The 23,913-nt window shown below is 34.9% G+C and carries 20 protein-coding genes; 7 read left to right on the forward strand and 13 right to left on the reverse strand.

Annotation, left to right across the window (positions count from 1 at the left end; all coding sequences use genetic code 11):
• Positions 1-174: 174 nt before the first annotated feature.
• Positions 175-555 carry a group III truncated hemoglobin gene (locus tag A0O34_RS08685; protein WP_066753784.1) on the forward strand — a complete coding sequence of 127 codons (381 nt, stop codon included), beginning with the start codon at positions 175-177 and terminating at the stop codon, positions 553-555.
• A gap of 3 nt (positions 556-558) precedes the next feature.
• Here the strand turns inward: A0O34_RS08685 and A0O34_RS08690 are convergent, their stop codons facing one another.
• The 9 genes from A0O34_RS08690 to hflX all read right to left on the reverse strand — a co-directional run bounded on the left by A0O34_RS08690 (position 559) and on the right by hflX (position 10,005).
• Positions 559-1,629, reverse strand: coding sequence for a calcium:cation antiporter (locus A0O34_RS08690; protein ID WP_066753786.1), 1,071 nt, complete (start codon positions 1,627-1,629; stop codon positions 559-561).
• 65 nt (positions 1,630-1,694) lie between these two features.
• On the reverse strand, positions 1,695-2,033 hold the full coding sequence (locus tag A0O34_RS08695; RefSeq protein WP_066753788.1) for a DUF6122 family protein: 339 nt from the start codon (positions 2,031-2,033) through the stop codon (positions 1,695-1,697).
• 39 nt (positions 2,034-2,072) lie between these two features.
• Positions 2,073-3,308: a hypothetical protein gene (locus tag A0O34_RS08700; protein ID WP_066753789.1), complete on the reverse strand. Its 1,236-nt coding sequence runs from the start codon at positions 3,306-3,308 to the stop codon at positions 2,073-2,075.
• A gap of 3 nt (positions 3,309-3,311) precedes the next feature.
• Entirely contained in the window at positions 3,312-5,381 is a 2,070-nt protein-coding gene (locus A0O34_RS08705; RefSeq protein ID WP_066753790.1) for a hypothetical protein, read from the reverse strand.
• A gap of 15 nt (positions 5,382-5,396) precedes the next feature.
• Positions 5,397-6,062, reverse strand: coding sequence for a hypothetical protein (locus A0O34_RS08710; protein WP_066753791.1), 666 nt, complete (start codon positions 6,060-6,062; stop codon positions 5,397-5,399).
• 57 nt (positions 6,063-6,119) lie between these two features.
• Positions 6,120-6,839: a DNA alkylation repair protein gene (locus tag A0O34_RS08715; protein ID WP_066753793.1), complete on the reverse strand. Its 720-nt coding sequence runs from the start codon at positions 6,837-6,839 to the stop codon at positions 6,120-6,122.
• A 14-nt stretch (positions 6,840-6,853) separates the two neighbouring features.
• Complete coding sequence (locus A0O34_RS08720; protein ID WP_066753795.1) at positions 6,854-8,134, reverse strand: cation:proton antiporter; 1,281 nt, start codon at positions 8,132-8,134, stop codon at positions 6,854-6,856.
• A 15-nt stretch (positions 8,135-8,149) separates the two neighbouring features.
• The gene (locus A0O34_RS08725) at positions 8,150-8,779 is read right to left on the reverse strand and encodes a DUF4919 domain-containing protein (RefSeq protein WP_066753797.1); all 630 of its coding nucleotides are present in this window, start codon (positions 8,777-8,779) and stop codon (positions 8,150-8,152) included.
• Positions 8,779-10,005, reverse strand: a complete 1,227-nt coding sequence (gene hflX, locus A0O34_RS08730) for a GTPase HflX (protein ID WP_066759592.1) — start codon at positions 10,003-10,005, stop codon at positions 8,779-8,781. Before hflX ends, A0O34_RS08725 begins: the two co-directional genes overlap by 1 nt.
• Before the next feature lie 206 nt (positions 10,006-10,211).
• Here hflX and A0O34_RS08735 point away from each other — a divergent pair, with 206 nt between their 5' ends.
• From A0O34_RS08735 to A0O34_RS08750, 4 genes are all read left to right on the forward strand, one after another.
• A complete protein-coding gene (locus tag A0O34_RS08735; RefSeq protein ID WP_066753799.1) occupies positions 10,212-10,925 on the forward strand; it encodes a LytR/AlgR family response regulator transcription factor in 714 nt (237 codons plus the stop codon).
• Positions 10,926-11,115: 190 nt separating this feature from the next.
• A complete protein-coding gene (locus tag A0O34_RS08740; protein ID WP_066753801.1) occupies positions 11,116-11,595 on the forward strand; it encodes a T9SS type A sorting domain-containing protein in 480 nt (159 codons plus the stop codon).
• A 5-nt stretch (positions 11,596-11,600) separates the two neighbouring features.
• Positions 11,601-14,150, forward strand: a complete 2,550-nt coding sequence (locus tag A0O34_RS08745) for a beta strand repeat-containing protein (RefSeq protein ID WP_066753803.1) — start codon at positions 11,601-11,603, stop codon at positions 14,148-14,150.
• A gap of 6 nt (positions 14,151-14,156) precedes the next feature.
• On the forward strand, positions 14,157-14,573 hold the full coding sequence (locus A0O34_RS08750) for a hypothetical protein (RefSeq protein WP_066753805.1): 417 nt from the start codon (positions 14,157-14,159) through the stop codon (positions 14,571-14,573).
• Between the two features lie 194 nt (positions 14,574-14,767).
• On the opposite strand, the gene A0O34_RS08755 is transcribed toward A0O34_RS08750, so the two are convergent.
• Positions 14,768-15,202, reverse strand: a complete 435-nt coding sequence (locus A0O34_RS08755) for an META domain-containing protein (RefSeq protein ID WP_066753807.1) — start codon at positions 15,200-15,202, stop codon at positions 14,768-14,770.
• Positions 15,203-15,288: 86 nt separating this feature from the next.
• On the opposite strand from A0O34_RS08755, the gene A0O34_RS08760 reads away from it, so the two are divergent.
• Positions 15,289-17,499 carry a S46 family peptidase gene (locus tag A0O34_RS08760; protein WP_066753809.1) on the forward strand — a complete coding sequence of 737 codons (2,211 nt, stop codon included), beginning with the start codon at positions 15,289-15,291 and terminating at the stop codon, positions 17,497-17,499.
• 182 nt (positions 17,500-17,681) lie between these two features.
• The gene (locus A0O34_RS08765; protein ID WP_066753811.1) at positions 17,682-18,899 is read left to right on the forward strand and encodes a spondin domain-containing protein; all 1,218 of its coding nucleotides are present in this window, start codon (positions 17,682-17,684) and stop codon (positions 18,897-18,899) included.
• Between the two features lie 84 nt (positions 18,900-18,983).
• Here A0O34_RS08765 and A0O34_RS08770 read toward each other — a convergent pair whose 3' ends face one another.
• The 3 genes from A0O34_RS08770 to A0O34_RS08780 all read right to left on the reverse strand — a co-directional run bounded on the left by A0O34_RS08770 (position 18,984) and on the right by A0O34_RS08780 (position 23,860).
• The gene (locus A0O34_RS08770) at positions 18,984-21,020 is read right to left on the reverse strand and encodes a hypothetical protein (RefSeq protein ID WP_066753813.1); all 2,037 of its coding nucleotides are present in this window, start codon (positions 21,018-21,020) and stop codon (positions 18,984-18,986) included.
• Between the two features lie 177 nt (positions 21,021-21,197).
• On the reverse strand, positions 21,198-22,733 hold the full coding sequence (locus A0O34_RS08775) for a YifB family Mg chelatase-like AAA ATPase (protein ID WP_066753815.1): 1,536 nt from the start codon (positions 22,731-22,733) through the stop codon (positions 21,198-21,200).
• Positions 22,734-22,891: 158 nt separating this feature from the next.
• Positions 22,892-23,860, reverse strand: a complete 969-nt coding sequence (locus A0O34_RS08780) for a T9SS type A sorting domain-containing protein (RefSeq protein ID WP_066753817.1) — start codon at positions 23,858-23,860, stop codon at positions 22,892-22,894.
• Between the last annotated feature and the right edge of the window lie 53 nt (positions 23,861-23,913).

Here is a 23,913-nt window from a genome sequence, read left to right on the forward strand (position 1 = left end):
GAGCGAAGCGAGCGTCAAAGCAGATGGTATTAGCGATGTTATGCAAAATCTACTGAATCATTTTTAATTTCAATTAAAAAATCAAACCAACACGCAAAGATAAAATATTGTTTTCATGAAATTTATCAATCCAGCGATTGAATTTTTAAATTGATTTTAAACTAAATTTGAAGTATGAAAAAACTGGAATCAAGAGAAGATATTGAACATCTTGTAAATTCATTCTATGCTAAAGTCGTTAAAGATGAAACCATTAGCTTTTTCTTTAACGATGTTGCCAAAGTCGATTGGGATAAACATTTACCAAAGATGTATTCGTTTTGGGAAACTATTCTTTTCGGGCAAATGACTTATAAAGGAAATCCAATGGCCGTACACTTCCCCATCAATGAAATGAAAGCAATGGAAAGGAAACATTTCGACCAATGGCTTGAATTATGGAAACTGACCATCGAAGAAAATTTCGTTGGCGAAAATGCCGATATGGCTATTTATAAATCTGAAAACATCGCCAAATTAATGGCTTACAAGATGGAAATGGCTAGAAAAATTTAATGATTAAGGAACAATTACTGTAAAAATATACGCTGCCAAATTCACTAATAATACCGTTCCGTAAAGAACATTTGTTTTTCCTCGACTTAGCGATAACATTACAATAAATACCGATAAAGACAGCAGAATAATATCCTTTTTATCTAATCCCAATACGAAAGGAATATCATACATGATACAAACAACCGACACCGCCGGAATCGTTAACCCAATACTTGCCAACGCAGAACCCAATGCTAAATTTAAGCTCGATTGTATCTGATTACTTCTCGCTGCACGAATTGCCGCAACCCCTTCAGGAAGTAAAACCACAGCCGCAATAATAACTCCAACCAAAGATTTTGGAGCTCCAACACTTCTTACCATATCTTCAATCGTTCCGGAAAGTCCTTTTGCCATTAAAACAACAATGACAAGACAGATAACCAGAAAAATGAAACTGATGATCGTTGCATTTCTAGTAGGAATATAATGCGAATCGGGATCTTCATCCGTAATAATGAAATAGTTTCTATGTCTTACGGTCTGAACCATCAGAAATACTCCGTAAATAACCAAACAGGCAATAGAAACAAAAATAAGCTGCGCTCTGTTATAAAAAGGTCCGTTGACGCTTGAAGTAAAATTAGGAAGTACCAAAGTTAATATCAAAATAGAAACAATACTCACCAAATAGGTTGTTGCGGAAGTTCTTGCAAAAAACTGCTCGTAATATTTCACTCCTCCTATTAAAATACAGATTCCTAAAATACCATTCAGGATAATCATTACAGCAGCAAAAACCGTATCTCTCGCGAGTGTCATCGCATCATCCCCACCAGCAACCATCAGTGAGATAATCAAGGCAACTTCAATAATGGTAATACAAAGTGCCAGAATAATTGTTCCGAAAGGCTCTCCTACTTTGTGAGCCACCACTTCTGCATGATGCACTGCCGATAAAACACTTCCGGTAAGCAAAAGGCCGGCAATTACATCATAAATAACTCCACCTCCCATTAATCCGGAAAAGTAATAAATGACCGCCAGAACAGGAAAAATATACGTATAATGTAAAAGTTCTTTTAATTTCATAAGTGTCTACAAAATACAAAAAATCTATTGAAATTCAAATATCAAAAGAAAATATTAATCTTATTTTAATGAGGCCAGAGGTAAAAGTCCTGAAGATCTGTCAACATATGAAGCAAAAGTCCGATGCCAATAATCCTGATATTTCCTTTAAAAAAGAGCATCAAAAAATACACCGAAATAGAATAATAAGAATGTAAAAAATGAAAACCTACACTTCCTCTGTTCGGATCGAAAATAGGATTGGCAAATAAATGATCGAGATCAACAAGCATTGTAGCTAATAGAATAAAATAAGCCGTCTTCCAGTTTTCACGAAAAAATATCAACGCAATAAACACCGGAAAAATCAGATGTAAAAAGTAATGCGTGCATGTTTTTAATAAAAAAATTTCAGAAGAACTCATTAATAATTAATCATTTTAGGATCGAGGAAATTACATTCATCATCTTAAAATCAAAGGTAAATCTCCTTTTTTAGCTTTCAATTTTATGTAATAATCCTGACCTTTGTTTCCGTAAAAAATATAGTCTAAGTTAGAAATTATCTTTTTCTCAGTTGATTTTAAAGTATTGAAAGATGATGAAAGCAAAGAATTATTTTTGACAAAAATATAGTTTTCTTTTAAATTTGAAGATAATTGCAGAGGTTTTCTGGTTGATTTTATTTTAAATCCAGCATTATTTTTTTCAATATAATTAGGCTGAAACGGAATGATCGTAAATTGATTTTGCGCATTGATCCACTTTTTATCTTGAAAATAATCCCAAGTTTTTTCAGGATTTAAACTTTGAAGATCAATCACATAATTAGGCTGAATAATTTTCTGGAAGCTCTTTTTTTCAACCTCATTAAAGTCATCATCATAGCCGTAACTAATAATCGTATCATTCACCTGCTCAAGTTCTGCAGTTGCTTTTATGTAATTAATTTGCGAAGAATCTGCGATACTTTTATTGAAAAACTGAGCGTATTTTTTGATGTTTTGAGCATCTAATTCCATTTCTAAAAAGGAAGTTTTTTGCTCTAGCTTAGAAATAATTGAAGTAAATTCTTCGGAGTTTGATTCATTTTTAATTTCAATATCATCAGCATTTAATTCAATAGAAAAATTCCGGGTTCTATCTCCGGAAATAAAGGAAATACTTCCTACAGTATTATGAATAAAGCTATCTGAATTAAAATTATCTTTTTCTGAAGATTGAGAAAGTTGTCGATCTATATTTTCAAAAGCTAAATTAGAACTTCCTAAAATACATTTATCTCTTTCTATTTTAATGAAAATCTGATCTTTTTGAAAGATATTTTTTCCTTTGTTTACAAAGTTTTCCTGTTTTAAAAATGCTAAGAATTTCTGTTGATCTTTAAGTTCAATCACAGAATACCAATCTGAGAATTTGGAATTTTTGATGTGAAAAATCTGCAAAAAATCGGGAATTTTCATCCCCGAATCTTGCAGTGAACTTTTGTTTTCACTTTTATTTTTGCTCCCAAACCATTGTGAAGGATGGATTATAAAGCTGGAAATATATTGTCTCGTCAGTTTTTTAACATCAATTAAAACTACAGCATCTGCATCTTTCGGGACAAATTTTAATTCTTTGTCTCTATGATAAAATACAAAGTAAACAACAATGCCGAGCAAAAGAACTAACGGGACAATAAACTTCTTTTTATTCATTAATTATAATGTTTTCAATGTTTTTTCTGGCTCTTCCATGATTTTATAAATATCATCGAACAAATCGAAGAAATACATTAAGCTGTTTTCAGATAAATCTTTAATATTATAATCCATTTCAGTTTCTATGCTTTCGCCTTTCACTTCGGTTTTATAATTTACTTCGCCAATATTTTTTCTTAGCAGATCCAACGTTTTTTTCTCGGAAGTACTTTTGAATTCTTTTTCCATTCCTACCAAAAGCTTCTGGATATTCAGCCTTCCTGACAATGGATATTTAGCCGATTCTTTTGCCCATTTTTTAGAAATATCAGACTGATCTTTCGGGATAATATTCTCCGTTGAGGTCGTAAGATACACAACTCCGTCTTTTACGGTAAAGAACAATTGATCAAGATATCCGCTGTCTTTTTTGTCTTTAAAACTATAAAAATCACCGTTTTTCGTGAAATTTTTCGCTGTATTTTTATTCGTTATTAATAAATTAAATACGCGATTCCAATAGCCTTCATTTTCTGTAGCGAAGGCAAAAACGAAATTAGGAACCATAATATCCTTCGTTTTCTTTACTTCTTTTTCATTGTAATCTTCATCGTAGTCGTAATCTGTGTAGTCTACTTTTTTAGATTTCAGTTCATTCAAAACAAAAATCCCGTTTCCTGGTGCTATTTTGGCAATGGCTTCTTCATCCAGAACAATTTTCATTGTTTCCATCATCAGTTCAACTTCTTTCTGATATTCTACGTCTCCAAGATCTTTGAACAGACTGTAAATCATATCAAAACTTTTGGCTCCGTTTAGGTTAACAGAGTAATAACCAATGCTTTTATCGTTGATTAACGCTGTCAGTTTCTTATTTTTCTTTCCTTTATAAACATCAGCGACACTTTTTTGAACATTCGCATCTTTATGCTGATAATTGTTGACTAATTTTACTTTGTCTTTGTCAAAATACAGATTGTATGAAGAGTTTGAATTGTAAGCTTTCTGCAGAAACTGAGTAAACTCCAAACGCTTCATTGTTCTCCCGTAAATTCCTTCATTAACGATTTTTCCGTAATCCGTGTACACAAAAACATCCGAATTCGCATCACGGAAAGCCAACATTTGCGATGGAACTTCAAGGTCTAAATTTGAATTAAAATACTTATCAAATGAATCTTCCGCCAGCTTTTTCACCACCTTGAATTTTTCTATTCGTATAGAATCCATCTCTTTTTGATAGTCGGAATCTACTGCATATTCCTCATTTTCCATATCCTCATCTTTTTCAGGAGAACCTGCTACTTCAGCTTCATTTTCAGAATATTCCGTATCTGTCGCGCCTTTCTTTTCTTTTGGATATTCATGATGCTTTTCAAGATATTTGATATCTTTCTGCACTCTTGCAATTTCAGCATTATTGTCTTTTATACTTTCTTTTAAAGACTTAATATCATCCTTCAAATATTGAATTTCTTCCTTATAATCAAAAGGTCTTTCAGGTTCTGCAGCATAAGCAGTATCTACAACCACCGCTGAACTATCAACAACAGCCATAGCACTGTCTACAGCAACTTCATCTGTCCAAACATCTTTATATGGTTTGTTATAGTTAATTACACTTAAAACAGCACGATCGCCATTCCAAGCAACAAAAATATCATCATCGATATCTACGTAAGAATATTTATTTTTCTTAGAAATTTCCAATCCTTTTTTCTTGGTTGAATTAATGAATTCCAGAAACTTTTCTTTATTATCTAAAATAAAATGAGCAGTATATGATTGCACAGAATCATTGAAAGTTCCGTAATGATATTGCGTTGCATCGTATTTAATACCCGTTTTGGAAAAATCGTTCCAAGATGGTTTATCTTTATTGTCTTTGTCTTTTTTATTCTTTTTCTGAGTGATTTCCTTTAAAAAAGGATTGAATTTGTCCCAGTTGATTTTCTTATTCAGCTGTTTTCCGTTGATTTCCATGTAAAAGGCAGCATCATTGGGAATTTTCATCTTTTGTTGTGCAAAAACCAGCACAAAACCGAGAAGTAAAAGCGTAATTTGTTGTATTTTTTTTAAAATAGATTTCATGGTTTAAATTTGAAATTATTGGAAAAGGATCGTATTTTGTATTTGTTTCTTTTGAAGAATAAAATCTAAAACGTTGGCTTCAAGTTTCAGCGCTTTTTTGTTGGGCGAAAGCAAATAAGAAGAATTTGTTTGAGATTTAATCGTGTTTTCGAACTGCAAGACAGAAGTATATTTGGCATTATTAAAGACCTCTTTATCGGCCGTACTCATCTTGTCGTAGTCTGTTTTGAATGTATTGATCTTGTTTCTCGTAAATGATTTCCCTACATTTTGACTGTAAATCTGTGTAGGAATCATTTTTCCAAGAATATTTTTAGCCTTTAATTGTTCTAATCCGGCGTTGATATTTTCAATTTTCTTGAAATTACAGCTTAGTTTAATGATATAATTATCAAAATCAACACTTGTTTTTACATTGCTGATTCCCGGAGTGGCTTTAAAAATCCTTGATGCTTCATTGATTTTACTTTCAATTTGAGGCTTTTTTGGAACTTTTTTGCCATTTATAGTTTCCATTTTAGAGATGGAAGCAAGTCTGGTTTTGCTTTTACTTGCGTTGAGGATAACGGTGTACTCCCCTGTCCCATCAGCTTTTACATTGACTTTATCAATGATATCGAAACAACTCGTTAACAATAATAATGGAAGAAAAAGCATCAACCGCCTGAGAATAATTTTCATGACTTAGTTTTAAAAAGCAAAACTACTTAATTCTAATGTATTAAGTAGTTTTATTTTTTATATTCTGCCTTTAAGATAATCCTGTCGCACTTCTTCATCCAATTTTTCGATTGAATATCGCAGGCAGGTTCTTGGCATTTCTTTATAATATTTATTTAAATAATTAATGAGTTCTGTTTCATTTTTCTGCCCCATTTCTCTTAGCAGCCATCCGTTTGCTTTGTGCATGAGATCGTGAGGATGCTTTAAGTTATTGGTTACAAATTCTTTAGTTAAATAAAATTCACCTTTTTTCACATAATGCATTGTTCCGACAACGGCAATTCTTTTTTGCCACATTTCGTCGGAATTAGAAAGCTTCTTTAGTAAGTCTTCTCGCTGATTTTCAAAAGCATACCGACCTAAAATCTTATAACAACTCGAATCTACAAGATCCCAATTGTTGACATATTGTAAATGATTTAGATAAAACTCTACGATCTCTTCTTTTACTTTTTGATCTTTTGTTTTTTCAAACTTAGAAATTAATATGAATAAAGCAGTTAATCGATGTTCATGGTATTTTGAAGAAAGTAATTCGCTGAGTTCCTCTAAAGAAATTTTAGCATAATATTCTTTAGCAACACTTCTCTGATCAGGAACTTTTACCCCTAAAAACCAATCTCCTTCACCATATTCTCCTATTCCGGTTTTGAAGAATTTTGGAAAGAATGCTGCCTTTTCAGGAATGGATAGAACGGCTAATGCTTCTTTTATTTCTTTAATTATATTAATCATTGATATTTAAATAATTAACGACTTTCATCTGAAGTAATATTTCCCAGCTCTTGTTCTTCTTTTGCAATTTTATTAGGATTAGCAACTTTCGCAATGGTAAGTCCCTGAACAATAATTGAAAACACAACAACACAGTAAGTGATACTTAAAATAATTTCGCTGTATTCACTTTTTGGGATAGACATCGCCAAAGCAATGGAAACCCCACCTCGAATTCCTCCCCAAACCAATACTTTTACCGTTTGCGGACTAAAGGTTGTTTTCATCAATTTGGTAGGTCCCCAAATCGAAATTACTCTCGCTAATAAAACAATTACGATAGCAACTAATCCTGGAACGATAAAATGCTTAAGGTCCTTGATCATTAGTAATTCAAAACCTATGAATAGAAATAGAACAGCATTTAGAATTTCATCAATCAACTCCCAGAATTTGATCAGATAATCCTGAGTGATGGATTTCATTTTAAATCTAACATTAAAATTACCCATAAATAAACCTGCTGCAACCATCGTCAAAGGTCCTGAAATGTGCATTTGTCTTGCGATAAGATATCCGCCCATTACGACAGAAAGTGTTACTAAAACAGAAATAATATAATCATCCACCTCACGCATTAATCTGGAAGTTACCCAACCTAGCACAATTCCTAAGAACAAACCTCCACCGGCTTCTTTTAACAATAATAAGCCTATGCTTTCGATTCCCAAATCAACCTCTTTTCCGATCGCCAATTGTAATACTACTGAGAATATCACAACTGCCATACCGTCGTTAAAAAGAGATTCTCCGGCTACTTTAGTTTCTAATGATTTTGAAACTTTTGCCTGCTTTAAAATACTTAAAACAGCAACCGGATCAGTCGGAGAAATTAAAGCTCCAAAAAGAAGGCAATAAATAAATGGTAAATTAATTCCTAAAAAAGGCAAAATATAAAACATTCCAAACCCGACAACAAAAGTAGAAATAACCACTCCCGCCGTTGAAAAGATCACCACAGGCCGGAATTGTTCCTTGAGATCGTCGATATTAATATGGATTCCTCCCGCAAAGAGAAGGAAATTAAGCATGGCCCCCATCAGAACTTCTGTAAAGTCTATTCCACTCATCAAATCGTGAAGGTGCCAGAACGTTCTCGGTAAAAAAGTTTCTCCAAAAGAAACCAAAATAATAGAAACTACTATGGCAATCACCATAATTCCGATCGTGCTCGGAAGTTTCAAAAACCTGTAATTAAGATATGCGAATATTGATGCTAAAACGATTAAAGCTGAAAATGAATAATATAACTCCACTAAGTTGTTTTTAAATTAAAAGTCCAAATAAAGTACTTTGATATAAATTTTACTGTCTTCTTTTTCCCAAATATCAATCATTCCGTCTTTTAAAGATTTAGAACCTCTTGTGTAATCTTGTCCTATATTCAGCATATTCAGAAGAATATACTCATCTCCCACGCTGTTTACAGCATATGCCGTTTTTTCAGATTTTCCGTCTCCGGAAGCCTTCATAGCGTCTGCAAGCAAACGAAATTGACCTAAATGATGCATGAAATTACTCCCATCCTTCAGAGAATCATACGCACGCAGCAAAATAAGAAGAACATCCAGATTGGTAGGATCTTTATCATAAAGAACCTTGCCTAATTTGACACATTCCTCAAAATTTTTATCCTTGAAAGCTTCTGCAAGCTTCTTAAAATCATCATCTGAAGTAGAAATTTTATCTTTCCTGAAATTTCTTCCATAATAAAGATATTGCGCTTCTATACTGTCTAAAGATTTGGGATATCCCTTATATTTAAAGATCAGTTTTTCGTAATTATACGGAGATTGAGCATTTGTAAGGCTTTTCTCAATACTTTTGAAATCGATTTTTGATTTTTGACTAAAACCAAAAACCGACACCAAAAGAAGTAAAAGGAAAAAGTGATATTTCATTACTCGTTGGTTTCTTCTTCCTCATCATTTTCGAAATATTCGAAAAGGAAATCATTGTAAGGAAATCTCGCGATATGAATTTTCATCACCTCATCGTAGATCATCTTTTTCATTTCCGGGAAGTTTTCTTTCGTTAAAGCTGAGATGAAAACCGTTGGATGCTTAGATTTTCCCATCCATGTTTTTTGCCATTCTTCTAACGAAATATTTCTTTTTGTAGAAGGCGTTAAATCATCATCGTCCTTTCTATCATAACTGAAATCATCAATTTTATTGAAAACCATGATCATCGGTTTTTGATGCGCATTGATTTCCATTAATGTATTATTTACAGATTCTATATGATCTTCAAAACTTTCGTGAGAGATATCTACAACATGAATCAACAAATCCGCTTCACGAACCTCATCAAGAGTTGATTTGAAAGATTCAACAAGCTGAGTTGGTAATTTTCTGATAAATCCTACCGTATCCGTCAATAGGAACGGTAAATTTCCGATCACCACTTTTCTTACTGTAGTGTCCAGTGTTGCAAATAATTTATTTTCAGCGAAAACATCAGATTTTGACAAAGCATTCATCAATGTAGATTTTCCAACATTGGTATACCCTACCAAAGCAGCACGAACAACCTTCCCACGATTGTTACGTTGGGTAGCCATTTGCCTATCGATTGTTTTCAGTTTATCCTTCAATAAGGAAATTCGGTCACGGATGATACGACGGTCGGTCTCAATCTCAGTTTCTCCGGGTCCTCTCATCCCGATTCCCCCTTTCTGACGCTCCAAGTGAGTCCACATTCTTGTCAGTCGAGGTAAAAGATATTGATATTGCGCCAACTCTACCTGAGTTCTTGCATATGAAGTCTGTGCTCTTTGGGCAAAAATATCAAGGATAAGATTGGTTCTGTCCAGGATTTTTACTTCTATTTCTTTTTCAAGATTTTTAAGCTGAGATGGAGATAATTCATCATCAAAAATGATGGTTCCTATCCCATTTTCCTTTACATATTCTTTTATTTCCTGAGCTTTTCCGCTCCCGATGAAGGTCTTGGAATCAGGCTGAGTTAATTTTTGAGTAAACCTTTTTTGTATGGTAGCTCCAGCTGTGAAAGCCAAAAACTCCAATTCATCCATATATTCCGTAAGCTTATCTTCGTCTTGGTTCTGAGTAATAACACCCACCAAAATAGCTTTTTCGTAATTATGTTCTTTCTTGTCTAGCATTAAATTCTGTCTATGTTTGTAAGATTTACAAGTTACCATTTTCAGAAGAAAAAACAAAATCATTTTTTATATTTCATAAGATCTTAATGTTAATTTAAGTTTACAATGCAATTGATTTATAGAAATTTAATAACTTTATGAAGTAATTGTTTGAGTTTAATCATTAAAATTTAATCAATTACATAAAAACTAACATTCCGAGAATCATGATTACCAATATCAGATGTATGATCATTGATGGTGATGAACTAGATAGGCTGGTTCTGCATCATCATATCAAACAATATGAGAATATAGAAATTGTTGCTTCTTTTGATTCAGCCGAAAAAGCGATTCCCTATCTCGGACTTCCCATTGATCTTTTATTCATCGAAGCTAAACTTCCGGGCATGAATGGATTGGAATTCAGGAAACTAGCTCATAAGATTCCAATCTGTATTTTTGTGAGTTCTCACCCCGAATTTGCTCTTGAAACTTTTGAGATCAATACCTTAGATTTTATTTCAAAACCTTTAAAAACAGAACGTTTTCAACATTCCATGCAAAAGCTTTTCGACTATTTTGAGATGAAAGAAAAAAGCGACTGTTTTGAGACCTTACTCGGTGAAAACAGTATTAAAATAAAAGAAAACGGCAATATTTTGCAAGTGAAAATAACTGATATTCTGTATCTTGAAGCATTAAAAGATTACACAAGAATCATCACTTCCGAAAAAAAACACTGTATTTTAGATTCTCTGGGAAACCTTCTTCATAAAAATTCTTTTGATTCTTTTGTAAGGATTCATAAAAGCTATGCTGTTCCACGACATCTGATCAGAAGTAAAAACACTCATGAAGTGGAACTCGTTCATCAAATCAAGCTTCCCATTGGAAGAACTTACAAAGACAATCTTTCTTTTTTTGAACCTGGATCTTAAAAATAAAATCACCCAACCTATTGGTTTACAAATAAATTGTTAGCAATATTTCACTAATCGCCGTTGGTCGATTATTTCGGTCGTTTGTCTATTTTCCAAATATACGGCCGTGATATGTGGTAATTTAGTCTTCCAAAATTTCCACAAATTTTAGGACAAAAACCAATTAATAACCACAAAACTATTTTACATGAAAAGAACATCTATTTACTGTTTCTTTCTCATTCCGCTCACCGTAACCGTCAGCCTGCTGAAAGCACAATCAGTAGTCTTGGCAACGGGAGCGAATGCTACAGGAGGTGCAGGATCCGTTTCTTACAGTGTAGGGCAAACCACTTACCTTATAAAAGGCACCAATCAGATTTTGGAAGGCGTACAACAGGCCTACGAAATCACCACCCTCGCTACCAACGAAACGTCATCAGCTGAAAAAGACATTTTAATTTATCCTAATCCATTTAAAGACTATCTGTTTTTAGATTTCACCACAAACAGTTACAAAGGAGCCGAGTATTCATTATTCGACGCTCAGGGGAAATTAATTAAAAAGGATAAAATTACTCAGTCTAAATCTGAGTTCAATTTTTCTTCACTACCATCCGCAATGTATATCATCACGATAAACCAAAACGGAGAAAACATCAAAACATTTAAAATCATTAAAAAATAACTACCATGAAAAAAATATTATTAACGGTCGGGATTATGCTGGGCTCCTTTTTAGCTTATGCACAAGTACCCGAAAAAATGAGTTATCAGGCCATTATGCGAAATGGTTCAGGTCAAATTTTATCCAATCAGGCTGTGGCTGTCCGAGTAAGTGTATTACAGGGATCTCCAGCCGGAGCTGCTGTATATTCTGAAAGACTAACCGGAAATACCAACGTAAACGGTCTTGTAACCCTTGAAATTGGTGCAGGAACAGCTCTTACAGGAACATTCAACACCATCAACTGGTCTACAGGAAATTATTATTTAAAAACAGAAACAGACCCAGCAGGCGGAACTAACTATACCATTGCAGGAACAAGTCAATTATTAAGTGTTCCTTACGCCATGTATGCAAAAACAGCAGGCGGAGGTGGCGGAAGTTTCGCAATACCTTATACTAATACTGTAAATAATGCAGGAACGCTTTTCACACTAATCAATGATGGAGACGGAACTTCTGTGGAAGGTATCAGCAATTCAACAAGTTCTAGTATTGCTGCCGTTCGAGGAACGGTTACCAATGTAGCTCCAGGAGGATTTTCTTCAGCAGTTCGAGGTATCAATAATGGTACAGGAGGTCTAGGCGTAGGTGTCTGGGGAAGCCAAGCCGGAAGCGGATGGGGAGTTTACGGTGTTACACCTACCGGTCTAGGAGTTTACGGAAATTCATCAGGAGCCGGATACGGAGTTTACGCCAACAGTAACACAGGAACAGGTCTTAATGCAACAAGTACCAATGGTATTGCCGCTAATATTTCAATATTAAATAATGCCAATAGCAGTAATGTTCTTAATGCTTCAACGTTAGGAAACGGAACTGTTATTAATGTTTCCTCATCAGGAACCGGAGCAGGTGTATTAAGTTCTACAGGAAGTGGATTTGCCGTTCAGGGAATTACCTCTCAGCAAACTTCTGCAGGTATCATAGGAGATAATAACGGAGCAGGTGAAGCTGTCGTTGGTAGAACAACCAGTAATATTGCCGGAGCTGTAGTCGGTAGAAACGATGGCGGAGGTTATGGTGTAAGAGGTTTTGTTGCTACAAATACAACAGGAACAGGTATCGGGGTCTTCGGTCAAGTCGGAATAAGCAATAGTAAAGGACGTGCAGGACGTTTTGAAAACACCAATACTTCCAATGATATAAATAATACTTTCGAGGTAGAAACCAACGGTGCAGGAAATATCCCTGACAATACGCAAGGTAATGCTTCATCTTTCTTAGTTAATAATACGAATAGTGTTGGTGCGGCAGTAAGAGGTGAAGTTAACACTATCTTCGGCAACTTTGGAGCAGCGGGTCTCTTCGGATTAGCATCCGGAACCGGAGGATTCGGAGGTCTTTTCTTTGCTTCAAACGTAAATGGAAACGGACGCGCTTTAGTTGCCATAACAGATGGTAATGGTGATGCTATTGTTGCCAATGCCGGAAAAGACGGCGATGCAATAGAAGCTAATGTTGACGGAGCCGGGCGTGCAATCTATGGTTGGACTCCAACATTCAGTTTAGGAAAACCTGCGGAATTCCAAAACTTTAATACATCAAATACAAATTCTGTAATTACTGCAAAAACAGTCGGAAATGGTATGGCCGGAGATTTCTTCGTAGATAACACCAATGGTACTTCTGCAGCATTACATGGTAAAGTGAATTCTATATTTGCCAATTTCGGAACCGCGGGAGTTTATGGTGAGTCTATTGGTACAGGTGGTTTTGCAGGCTTATTTTATCAAAGAAATCCGGCAGGAAACGGACCCGCTCTAATCGCACTATCAGAAGGAAACGGAAATGGAATTACTGCTAATGCCGGCGGTAGTGGTGATGGTGTTGAAGCTACAGTAGACGGAACAGGTTCTGCTATTTATGGCTGGGTTCCGAATTTCGGGACTGGTAGAGCTGGATATTTCAGAAACTTTAATAATGCCAACGGACAGCCAGTAGTGAATATAACCACAACCGGTACAGGATCTACTTTACTTGTTAATCATCAAGGGCCATCAGGTAGTATTGCTACTTATCAAAGTGCCTCAACAAACGTGGCTCGTATCGATAAAACTGGAAAAGGATTTTTTAACGGTGGAACTCAGAACAGTGGCGCCGATTTAGCAGAAGCCTTCGATGTTGAAGGAAATACTTCAGAATACGAACCTGGTGATATTTTAGTAATATCAACTGATACCGACAGAACCGTAGAAAAATCTTCAACACCATATTCTAATCTTGTTGCCGGAGTTTATGCAACTAAGCCTGGAGTTCTTTTAACAGAAGAAAATATAGATTCTGAATTAATCGGAAAAGTTCCGATGGGTGTAATTGGGGTTATTCCAACAAAAGTTTGTCTTCAGGGTGGTGCTATAAAAAGAGGTGATCTTCTCGTAACCTCATCACAATCCGGAGTTGCCATGAAAGCCAACATTAAAAAAGTAAAAATTGGACAAGTGATAGGAAAAGCACTTCAAGATTATGACCAAGACGGAATCGGAAAAATAAAAGTACTTGTAAACATTAAATAAACGATCATGAAATCATTATATATCATCGCATTATTAACATTGAGTGTAAGTATTTATGCTCAGGAAAGTAAAAAAACTTCCGAACTGCAGGATCAGGCACAAGTTGTAAAAGAGCTTAAGGAGCATGATGCCCAAATGCTGAAAAGCAGTCAGGAAAGTGCTCAGAAAAAACAGACTCAAAATATAACTCTAGCTTCAGAACAAGGTCTTGAAGTAAAAAAACAGGAGGCAAAAACACAACCATCAAGTAACAACACAGGAAAATTACTGCCCAACACGGCAAGTTTAGAAGAAATTTTAGCAACAGTTCCCAACAGACAGGCACGTAAAGCAAATAATTCTAGGAACACAAATCAAAATGTACAAGGATTACCAAACACGGCAACCTTGCAAGAGATCAAAAAAACAATTCCTAAAAACTAATAACAAAAACTAGATTTTTCAACAAAAAGAAAGTCCACCTAACAAGGTGGACTTTTTCGTTTTCTCTTAATTAAAAATCCTTCGACTTCGCTCAAGATGACACGGCAAATTATACTGCTTTTTAATGGTTAGTATTAGCGATGTCATCCTGAGCGAAGTCGAAGTATCTATTATTTATCTTGAATTATTTAAAATTAATCCCAATCCGCAGCAACAAATTTCATTGAATTTCCTGCATCATCAGACAGCGTAAGAAAATGCCCTTCAACCGAATATTTCGTCATGTTTTGAAAACTTTTTGAAAATTTGGTTTCCAAGTTCATATTTTGACACGCTTTCATCGTACCTCCGACTCCGGAAATCTTCACTTTTCCATCGTTCTTAAATTCGGAAGAAAAGAACATATTGTTGCATCCCATAAAAGCACTTCCACGGATCTTACCGTTTTCCTGAGGGGTTGTTAAATTAATACCCGCTTTATTCTTAATTAATTCATTTTTAGTGAAATTACCAAAAGAAACCAACATCCATTCTCTTTGGATATGTGGACTATTAACCTTTACTGTAGAGCAATTAAAGATTAAACCTAAAAACAAAACAGTAAAAACTGAGAGCAATATTTTTTTCATACATTCCAGAATCCCATTTTCATACCATTCAGAAGCAGAATCCCATAAAAATTAGTAAATTAGCGACACAAAAATTATTATATAAAATGAAAAGACTATTTCTACTATTCACTTTCTTGTTGGGCTTCGCTCAGATGAGGGCGGATGAGGGGATGTGGCTGTTAATGCTCATCAAAAGATTAAATGGTGTTGACATGCAAAAAGAAGGTTTGCATTTGACCCCTGAAGAGATTTATTCAGTAAACAACTCAAGTATGAAGGATGCTATCGTAAGTTTCGGTGGTTTCTGTACTGGGGAAATTGTTTCTGACAAAGGACTTATTTTCACAAACCACCACTGTGGTTACGGTGCTGTTGCAGCAGCTTCTACTCCAGAGAAAGACTATTTGAAGAATGGTTTCTGGGCAATGAAGCAGAAAGATGAATTTAATGCAAAAGATCTTTATGTAAGATTTTTAGTTAGAATGGATGATGCTACGCAGAGAATCAATTCTAAACTGAACAATAAAATGACCGGAGAAGAGAGAAAAGCTGTGATCGATGCTGAAACTAAAGCGATCCAGACTGAAAACTCTGAAAATGGGAAATATACAGTAGTTGTAAGAGATTTCTTCAACGGAAACGAATTCTATTATTTCGTTTACCAAGATTATAAAGATATCAGATTAGTAGGTGCACCACCATCATCTTTAGGGAAATTCGGAGGTGATACAGATAACTGGGAGTGGCCAAGACATACTGCAGACTTTACAGTTTTCAGAGTGTATGCTGATGCTGCAGGAAACCCCGCGGAATTCGCTCCAACAAACGTTCCTTTAAAGCCTAAACATTTCTTACCTGTTTCTCTTAAAGGAGTTAAGCCAGGTGATTTCTCAATGATCATGGGTTACCCGGGAAGAACAAACCGTTATTTGACTTCTTATGGAATTCAGCAAATGGTTGGTAAAGATTATCCAGCTTGGGTTGAGGCTTCTAAATTAGCGATGGACGTTATGAAGAAGTACATGGATAAAGACAAAGGAACTCAACTAAACTATGCTTCTCAGTACGCTTCTGTTGCCAATTACTGGAAAAACAGACAAGGAACAATTGATGCTGTTATCAAAAATGGAACAATTACAGACAAACAAAAAGTAGAAGAAACATTCAAAACATGGTCTGTACAGCCTGCAAATATTGCAGAATACGAAAGTGTTTTAGATGATATCGGTATTTATTACAAACAAGTTTCTACAAGAAATGTTGAGAGAAATTATATGTCTCAGCTTTCAAGAAACTCAAAATATATCAGCCTTGCTTACCAGTTAGGTGCTGTTCTTAAAGCTTACGCTGCGCAAGATATGGCTGGAAGATTGGCTATGAAGCCTAAAGTAGATGCTGCTGTAAAAGCGGCTTACGAAAACATCAATACAAACCTTGAAGGTGAAATGCTGAACTCAATGGTTAACCTTTACCAGACAAGAGTAGATAAAGATGTTGCTTCTGCTACCATTATGGGATTAGATGCTAAGAACTTATCAAACGTTGCTTATTCATCTATTTTCGCTAATAAAACTTCTGCTACAAACTTTGTTTTGAACCCAGATGCTTTAAAATTAGATGCAGATCCGCTTCTTAAAATTGCTAACGGTGTAGCTACAGATCAAAGATTATCTGGAGAGAGATTCTCTAAAATTGATGACAATTTTGCTAAAAACAACCGTCTTTTCTTAGCTGGTTTAATGAAAGCTATGCCTGAGAAAAAATTCTATCCGGATGCTAACTCTACAATGAGATTAACTTATGGAACTGTAGATAAATTGCCAATCAGAACAGACAGAAACTATTTCGGTGTTACTGATAACTATTATACAGATATGGCTGGTCTTGTAGGTAAATACAAGAAAGGTGATGAAGAATTTGATCTTCCACAAAGAGTAATTGACCTTTACAACATGAGCGACTTCGGTCAGTATGCTGATGCTAAAGGTTACATGCCTGTAAACTTCTTGTCAAACAACGATATTACTGGTGGTAACTCTGGTTCTCCTGTAATTGACGCAGACGGAAACCTTATCGGTATCGCATTCGACGGAAACAGTGAAGCTTTAAGCGGTGACATCGTTTTCGAACAAGAATGGCAAAAAACAATCAACGTTGACGTTCGTTTCGTTCTTTGGACAATCGACAAGTACGCTGGTGCAAGAAGATTGATCGACGAGTTGAAATTAGTAAGAGACGAAAATACTCCTGCTGACACAAAAACTAAAGCTGCGAAACCTGAGCACGTAAAAGCTGCAGGTAAAAGCAAAAAATAATCTTCATTGAATATATTTTTGAAAACCGTGAAATTTTATTTCGCGGTTTTTTTATTGCTAAATATTTAAAATTGAATCAATTAAACAAATAAAAAAGAAAATAATATAATTTTTTTGTCAGGTTTTTAAAAACTCCTCGTCTATGGTTATAAGAATATAATTATAACTATAAAAAAATTATTATGAAAAAGAACATCTTTAGAATTGCTTTATTAACAACGGGTATTATGACAACTTTCGCACTTACCTCTTGTGATAATAATGATACAATGGAAATGCTTTCAGCAGAAAAAACAATCACTTTTGAGAATGTCGTAACACCAAAAGATTTTGTTGAAAGCGGAAGCTTCCAGGGTACAGCAGCACCTATTATCACACCAGGACAGTCTGTTTCTATTAAATTTAGTGCAGGAAAAGCACAGTCACTCATGTTCGCAACAATGTATGGAGCTTCAAAAGACTGGTTTTTTGCGTCACAACAACCCGGAATAAAGTTATTCGACAACAACGGAAATGCAATTACAGGAGATGTATCTTCACAAGTTCTTTTGTGGGATAATGGAACAAAAGACAATACTTCGGGACAAGTAGAAAGCAAGCCTATTGCACAAGTTCCTGGTGTAACCGCTTCTCAATTGATGAAATTGAATCTTGCTTATAATGATATTTCATCCGAGTTTACATTAACCATCACCAACACATCGGGAGGCACAACGCACGAAACACCTTTCTCTCCAGGAGTCTGGGCAGTTTCTAATTACAATGGCTCACAACTATTGAATTCTGCACCTTTCTTTACTCCGAACGCCTTATCTAACCCTGAGATCACAGACATAGCCCAAATGGGTAATATCACTAAAATGATGACAAGCCTTACTGCCAATACTAAAGTGATGACAGGACTTTCACCTGCTTTGGTTGTAGTTTATAATGGAGACAAAAATCCAATTTATGAGCTCGGTCAATTAGATACAGGGAAAGGATTAAAAGAAATTGCTCAGATGGGAAATGTAACCAAACTTCAAAACAGCTTAAAAGCTTTACCTAACGTAAAAGGAGTTTATATTGCAGGAAGTGCACCGGTAGCGCCTGGAGCTAAAGTGATGACTAAATTCCAATCAAGTCCGGGAGATAAAATTGCTTATGTAACAATGTTTGGGTTTTCTAATGACTGGTTTTATGCTAATGAACAAAGCATTGATGCCAATACAAAAGGAGATTTAACTTCAAAAACAACGTTATTTGATTCAGGAACAGGTATCGATCAATACCCGGGAGCCGGAAATCATCAGGCTTTATTTGGAGGAACTCCTCAGGCTGAAAGTAAGGTGATTATGAAAGTAGGAAATGCATTCCCAGTTCCTTCCGTACAAAATGTTTTGAAAGTGACTATCAATTAAAAAGTTCTTATATTTTTTTAAGTTCAAGCAAAAAGAGTTTAGGATGCCCTAAACTCTTTTCGGTTTTATATTAAAGATTAATTTTTAGTAAGTATCGTATGTACAGATAGGAAAAGTAATATCCGCATCGATCATTGTAACATCAGATGGAATATTGGCAGTAATTACATCTCCTTCTATTTTTGTAATTTTGAAATAAATATTTCCTCCGTTAGAAGTTAGGTAAAAAATATGTCCTTCAGAAATCTCATTAGTTGGTCCGGATTTTATGACAAATTTACGCGATCCAATAGTTGCATCAAAAGTATATCCGGATAACACGTTATTAATTCCTGATTTTTTAATTATCGATGTTTGAAACGTAGTAGTGTCATAAAACTTTTCTCCTGTGCTAAAACTAAAACCAGTCATGTCCGATGGATTATTAATTGTCGGATAAGTATCAGACGGTGTTTCAAGAAATTTCACTTTTTTAATTTTATCCATATCTTTACGGTTTAGCATCACCTTAAGTCTGGCACTATCATACGGTCTTTGAAGAATTCCAACATATTTTGCATCTGCAATAAAAGTCATATTATTCACAAAATCACTATTTGATTCCTTACCTATAACTATTGTTTTTACATTCACTATGGCAGAGACAGAGTAATCCTGTGGTCTATAATCAATTAATGCGATCTGCTGCTGCAATTTAGTAGTATCAGTGATTAAATTTCTGTTTTCATCAAATAACACAAGTTCAGAATTTCTATACCATTTCACCCAAAGTCTTGCAGTATGGTCATTGATTTCAAAGATCTGGCAAAACCTATTTGCATAGTATGCATCCGGGAGCAAACCTGTTCTATCATTAAATGGTTCTAATTTTTTTACATAAGTATGTCTGTAATCATTAGTCATTCTATTGATCTTAAAATCACACTTTAAGTCTTCATCTAATAAAACAATAGGTTTTTCTCCTACATATCTAATTCCATTCTCATCTGTAAAGTCTGTAACTGAAGCATATTGTCCAGATTTAAAACTAAACTCTGATCCTGTACGAAAAACGCCTAATCTCTCATCATTTACATCTTCAATTCTTGGTTCCAAAATTGATATTCCGAAACAACTTGCAGCTGAAAAATCAAAACACAAAGTCTCTTCCAGTATATTTTTATTAACATCTACAAACTTTCCTTCAAAAGACTGATTTAAGAACAGCCAAGAATTACATTCTTTAGAAAGCTCATCTTTTTCAAATTTTATAAAAGTTCTTCTTCTATTAATAGGTTTAGACTCATCAATTAGCCCTGAAGGTGAAGCAAATTCTCCTCCAGTTACCCTGTTTGCATTAGCCCAACCTTTATTTTTATTTCGAATCACAAATGAATCAAGATTTGTCTGTAGAGATTTTAGTTGAATATCATTCCATGCAAAACCAGGATATAATCCCTGAGAATCATTTGCCTCACAAATAATTCCTTTAGTAAAAAATGAAGCTCCAACATCAATTTTTGAATTTATAGCACCCTGAATCAGGATTCCAACAAAATCATCGGAAGTAAAAACAGCACTTGGATATGCACTTACATGAGTATCAATCGTATTTTTATAACTATTTTGAAAAATCAAAGCAGCTTTATCCCTAGTTCCTCTATAAAATATTTTATCAACTAAAAAATTTACCGGTTTTTCAAACTTTATTGTCCCTTCAATTTTATACCCAATAGGACTATTGCCCACAATGGTTACCGCTTGTTTTTCAAGAGAATAGTTTTCTTGCCCATTACTCTCATTTACAGAAACAAAATCAGGAAGTCCGTTAATAAATTCTGCAGCCTTTAAAAATGCATCTGTATCATTCTTTCTGGAATCTCCTTTTGCACCGAAAAGCTCAATATTGATAGGTTTCCCTGCTAGAAAACTGGTTAATGCATAGTGATCAGTTGTATCTGTCAAAATATCATACCTCTCTCTAATAATAACACCATCAACGTACATTGGGCCAACCTCATGATACCAAGTGTTAACTTTTTGATAGTTTACATTTTCAAAAGTCCTGCTATCTACTAATTGTACTAAATCATCATTTGGAAGTGTTGAACCTGTTGAGAAAAAATCGTCTGTAAAAATCATTTTTAATATTTTTTGTTTGGTTAATATTTAAGAACAACATTTTTAATATGGGCATATCTCTCTGTTTTTCTATAATGCAAATATCACCCAGCACAGCGACAAAACTCGACGTATTATTTTCTCATTTTTAAAATTTTTAAAATAAATTAAAACCTTCTCTTAGCGGAAAATTTTAAACTAAACATTCCAAAACTCTCTGTCCAAACTTCTATACTGTATCGCTTCAGAAATATGATGAGACAAAATATTTTGAGATTCTTCCAGATCGGCAATTGTTCTGGCCACTTTTAAAATTCGATCATAAGCTCTTGCGGAAAGATTCAGTTTTTCCATGGCTAATTTTATGAGATTAAATGAGGATGAATCAAGTTCACAAAATTTTTCTATTTCTTTTGGTCCAATTTGAGCGTTGTAACTAATTTCCAAGTCTTTATATCGTTCACCTTGAATCTCACGGGCAATTAAAACTCGTTTTCGAATGTCTTCACTTTTTTCACCTTTTCTTTTTTCTGCGAGCTGTTCAAATTCAACTTTTTGAACTTCAATATGAATATCAATTCTATCCAAAAGCGGTCCCGAAAGTTTATTCATATATCGCTGCATTTCGTAGACAGATGAGGTATTGTTGGGATCATCAGGGAAAAACCCACTCGGACTTGGATTCATTGAGGCGACGAGCATAAAACTTGCAGGATAATTTACCGTAAATCGGGCTCTTGAAATGGTGACTTCACGATCTTCCAAAGGCTGTCGCATGACTTCAAGAACCGTTCTTTTGAATTCGGGCATTTCATCTAAAAATAAAACTCCGTTATGAGCGAGAGAAATTTCTCCGGGTTGAGGATAACTTCCACCGCCGACTAAGGCAACATCCGAGATCGTATGATGAGGTGATCTAAAAGGACGAACAGTCATGAGTGACGTTTCAGTCCCCATTTTTCCAGCTACAGAATGAATCTTTGTTGTTTCCAGTGCTTCTTTCAACGTCAAAGGAGGTAAAATACTCGGAACTCGTTTTGCCAACATTGTTTTTCCACTTCCGGGAGGTCCGATCAGAATAATATTATGACCGCCTGCTGCGGCAACTTCCATCGCACGTTTTGCGGTTTCCTGTCCTTTAACCTCAGAAAAATCAAAAGGAAATAGATTAATTTTATCCTGAAACTCTTTTCGCGTGTCTAAAACTACTTTTTCAAGAGGTTTTCCTTCATTAAAAAAATCAATAACTTCTTTAATATTTTCAACGCCGTAGACATCAAGATTATTGACGATGGCAGCTTCTCGAGTGTTTTGTTTAGGCAAAATAATTCCTTTAAAACCCTCTTCCCTTGCCTGAATCGCGATCGGAAGAACACCACGGATCGGCTGTAAGCCTCCATCCAATGAAAGCTCTCCCATAATAATGTAATCCTGAATATTTTCTGCTAAAATTTGATCTGAAGCTGTTAAAATTCCGATAGCAATACTCAAATCATAGGCCGCTCCTTCTTTTCGAAGATCTGCGGGAGCCATATTAATTGTGATTTTTTTTCCGGGAATTTTATAGCCTACATTTTTCAAGGCAGCGGAAATTCGGTAACTGCTTTCTTTGATGGCATTGTCGGCAAGTCCTACCAAATGATATCCTACTCCACCCGTATCTACATTAACTTCAATAGTAATAGTCTGAGCTGCAACACCATAAATTGCACTTCCGTAAACTTTGATCAGCATGATTGTGTTTTGCGGTAAAAATAATTAATATTTTATTTTAGAAAATATTTCGTTTAGTTCACAATATTTAGGTTTAATCCTTATTAGCTTAAAAAAATAAATCGGCACAGAAATATATTCTGCACCGACCTAAACATAAATTATTAAAAAACTAACTATTACTTCTTTATAAATTTGTTTTTATAGACTTTTCCGTCTAAAGTTTTAGAGACAATCATATATGTTCCAGGAACAAGACTGCTTACGTCTATTGCTACATTATATTGATGTTTATCTTTCTGTAAGACAAGCTTTCCGGACATATCAATGATAGAGATAGAATTGTATGTTTTATCAGACTCTTTTCCGATATATAAAAATTGGGTTGTCGGGTTTGGATATAATGTCAGGACGTTTTCTTTCGGTTTTATTTCACCTGTTGCGAGATTACAGAAGCTAAAATTCCCAAAATTAAGTTTAATAAATGCAAAATCACTCAACATTTCGCACTGATCTGGGCAGTATTCTGTACAAGCGTAAAATCCATATTCACCCGATGCATTAGCAATGTAAGAATCACCAGTTGCTCCATTGATGATACAAGGATCTGTAGGCAAGGGAGGATTGCTGCTCGGGACACATTTAAACCAAGTATGAACGCCATACAACAATGGAAATCCATCATCAAGTTGCACCGTTGCTCCCTGACAAATATTATATTCTCCAGGCCCGATTCCTTCATAAGTTCCTGGGATAAAATTAGCCATCATATATGGCAGTCCATAAGCATATCCATCAGCAAGAATGGCTGGACTTTCTGCGATGCAGTCTCCATTTGTAACCTTAACCTTAAAATAATATAGCATATCATCTACACCATTGATCGTCAATGTTTGTGATGTCGCTCCCGAAACGGGAACCCAAGGATTTTGATTAGGAGATTGCCAGTCCCATTGTTGTTTGTACCATTGATAACTTCCGTAAGTCTGTGTTGTAGAAAGCGTTTCGGTTTCTGTATTACAAAAAACCACACTGCTCTGAAACATAGTTCCCAATCTAGGACTCGTAATTGTAGGTGTACATTGAGCCTGTATTTTTACAATGCTCAGGAATAGGTAAAATGCTAAAAAAATTAGTTTTGTTTTCATGTTAATATTTATTTAGTGAGTTGATTTTAAATGTTTTATCAGTTTTTATTTTG

Source organism: Chryseobacterium glaciei, from assembly GCF_001648155.1.
GTDB classification, from domain to species: Bacteria; Bacteroidota; Bacteroidia; order Flavobacteriales; family Weeksellaceae; genus Chryseobacterium; species Chryseobacterium glaciei.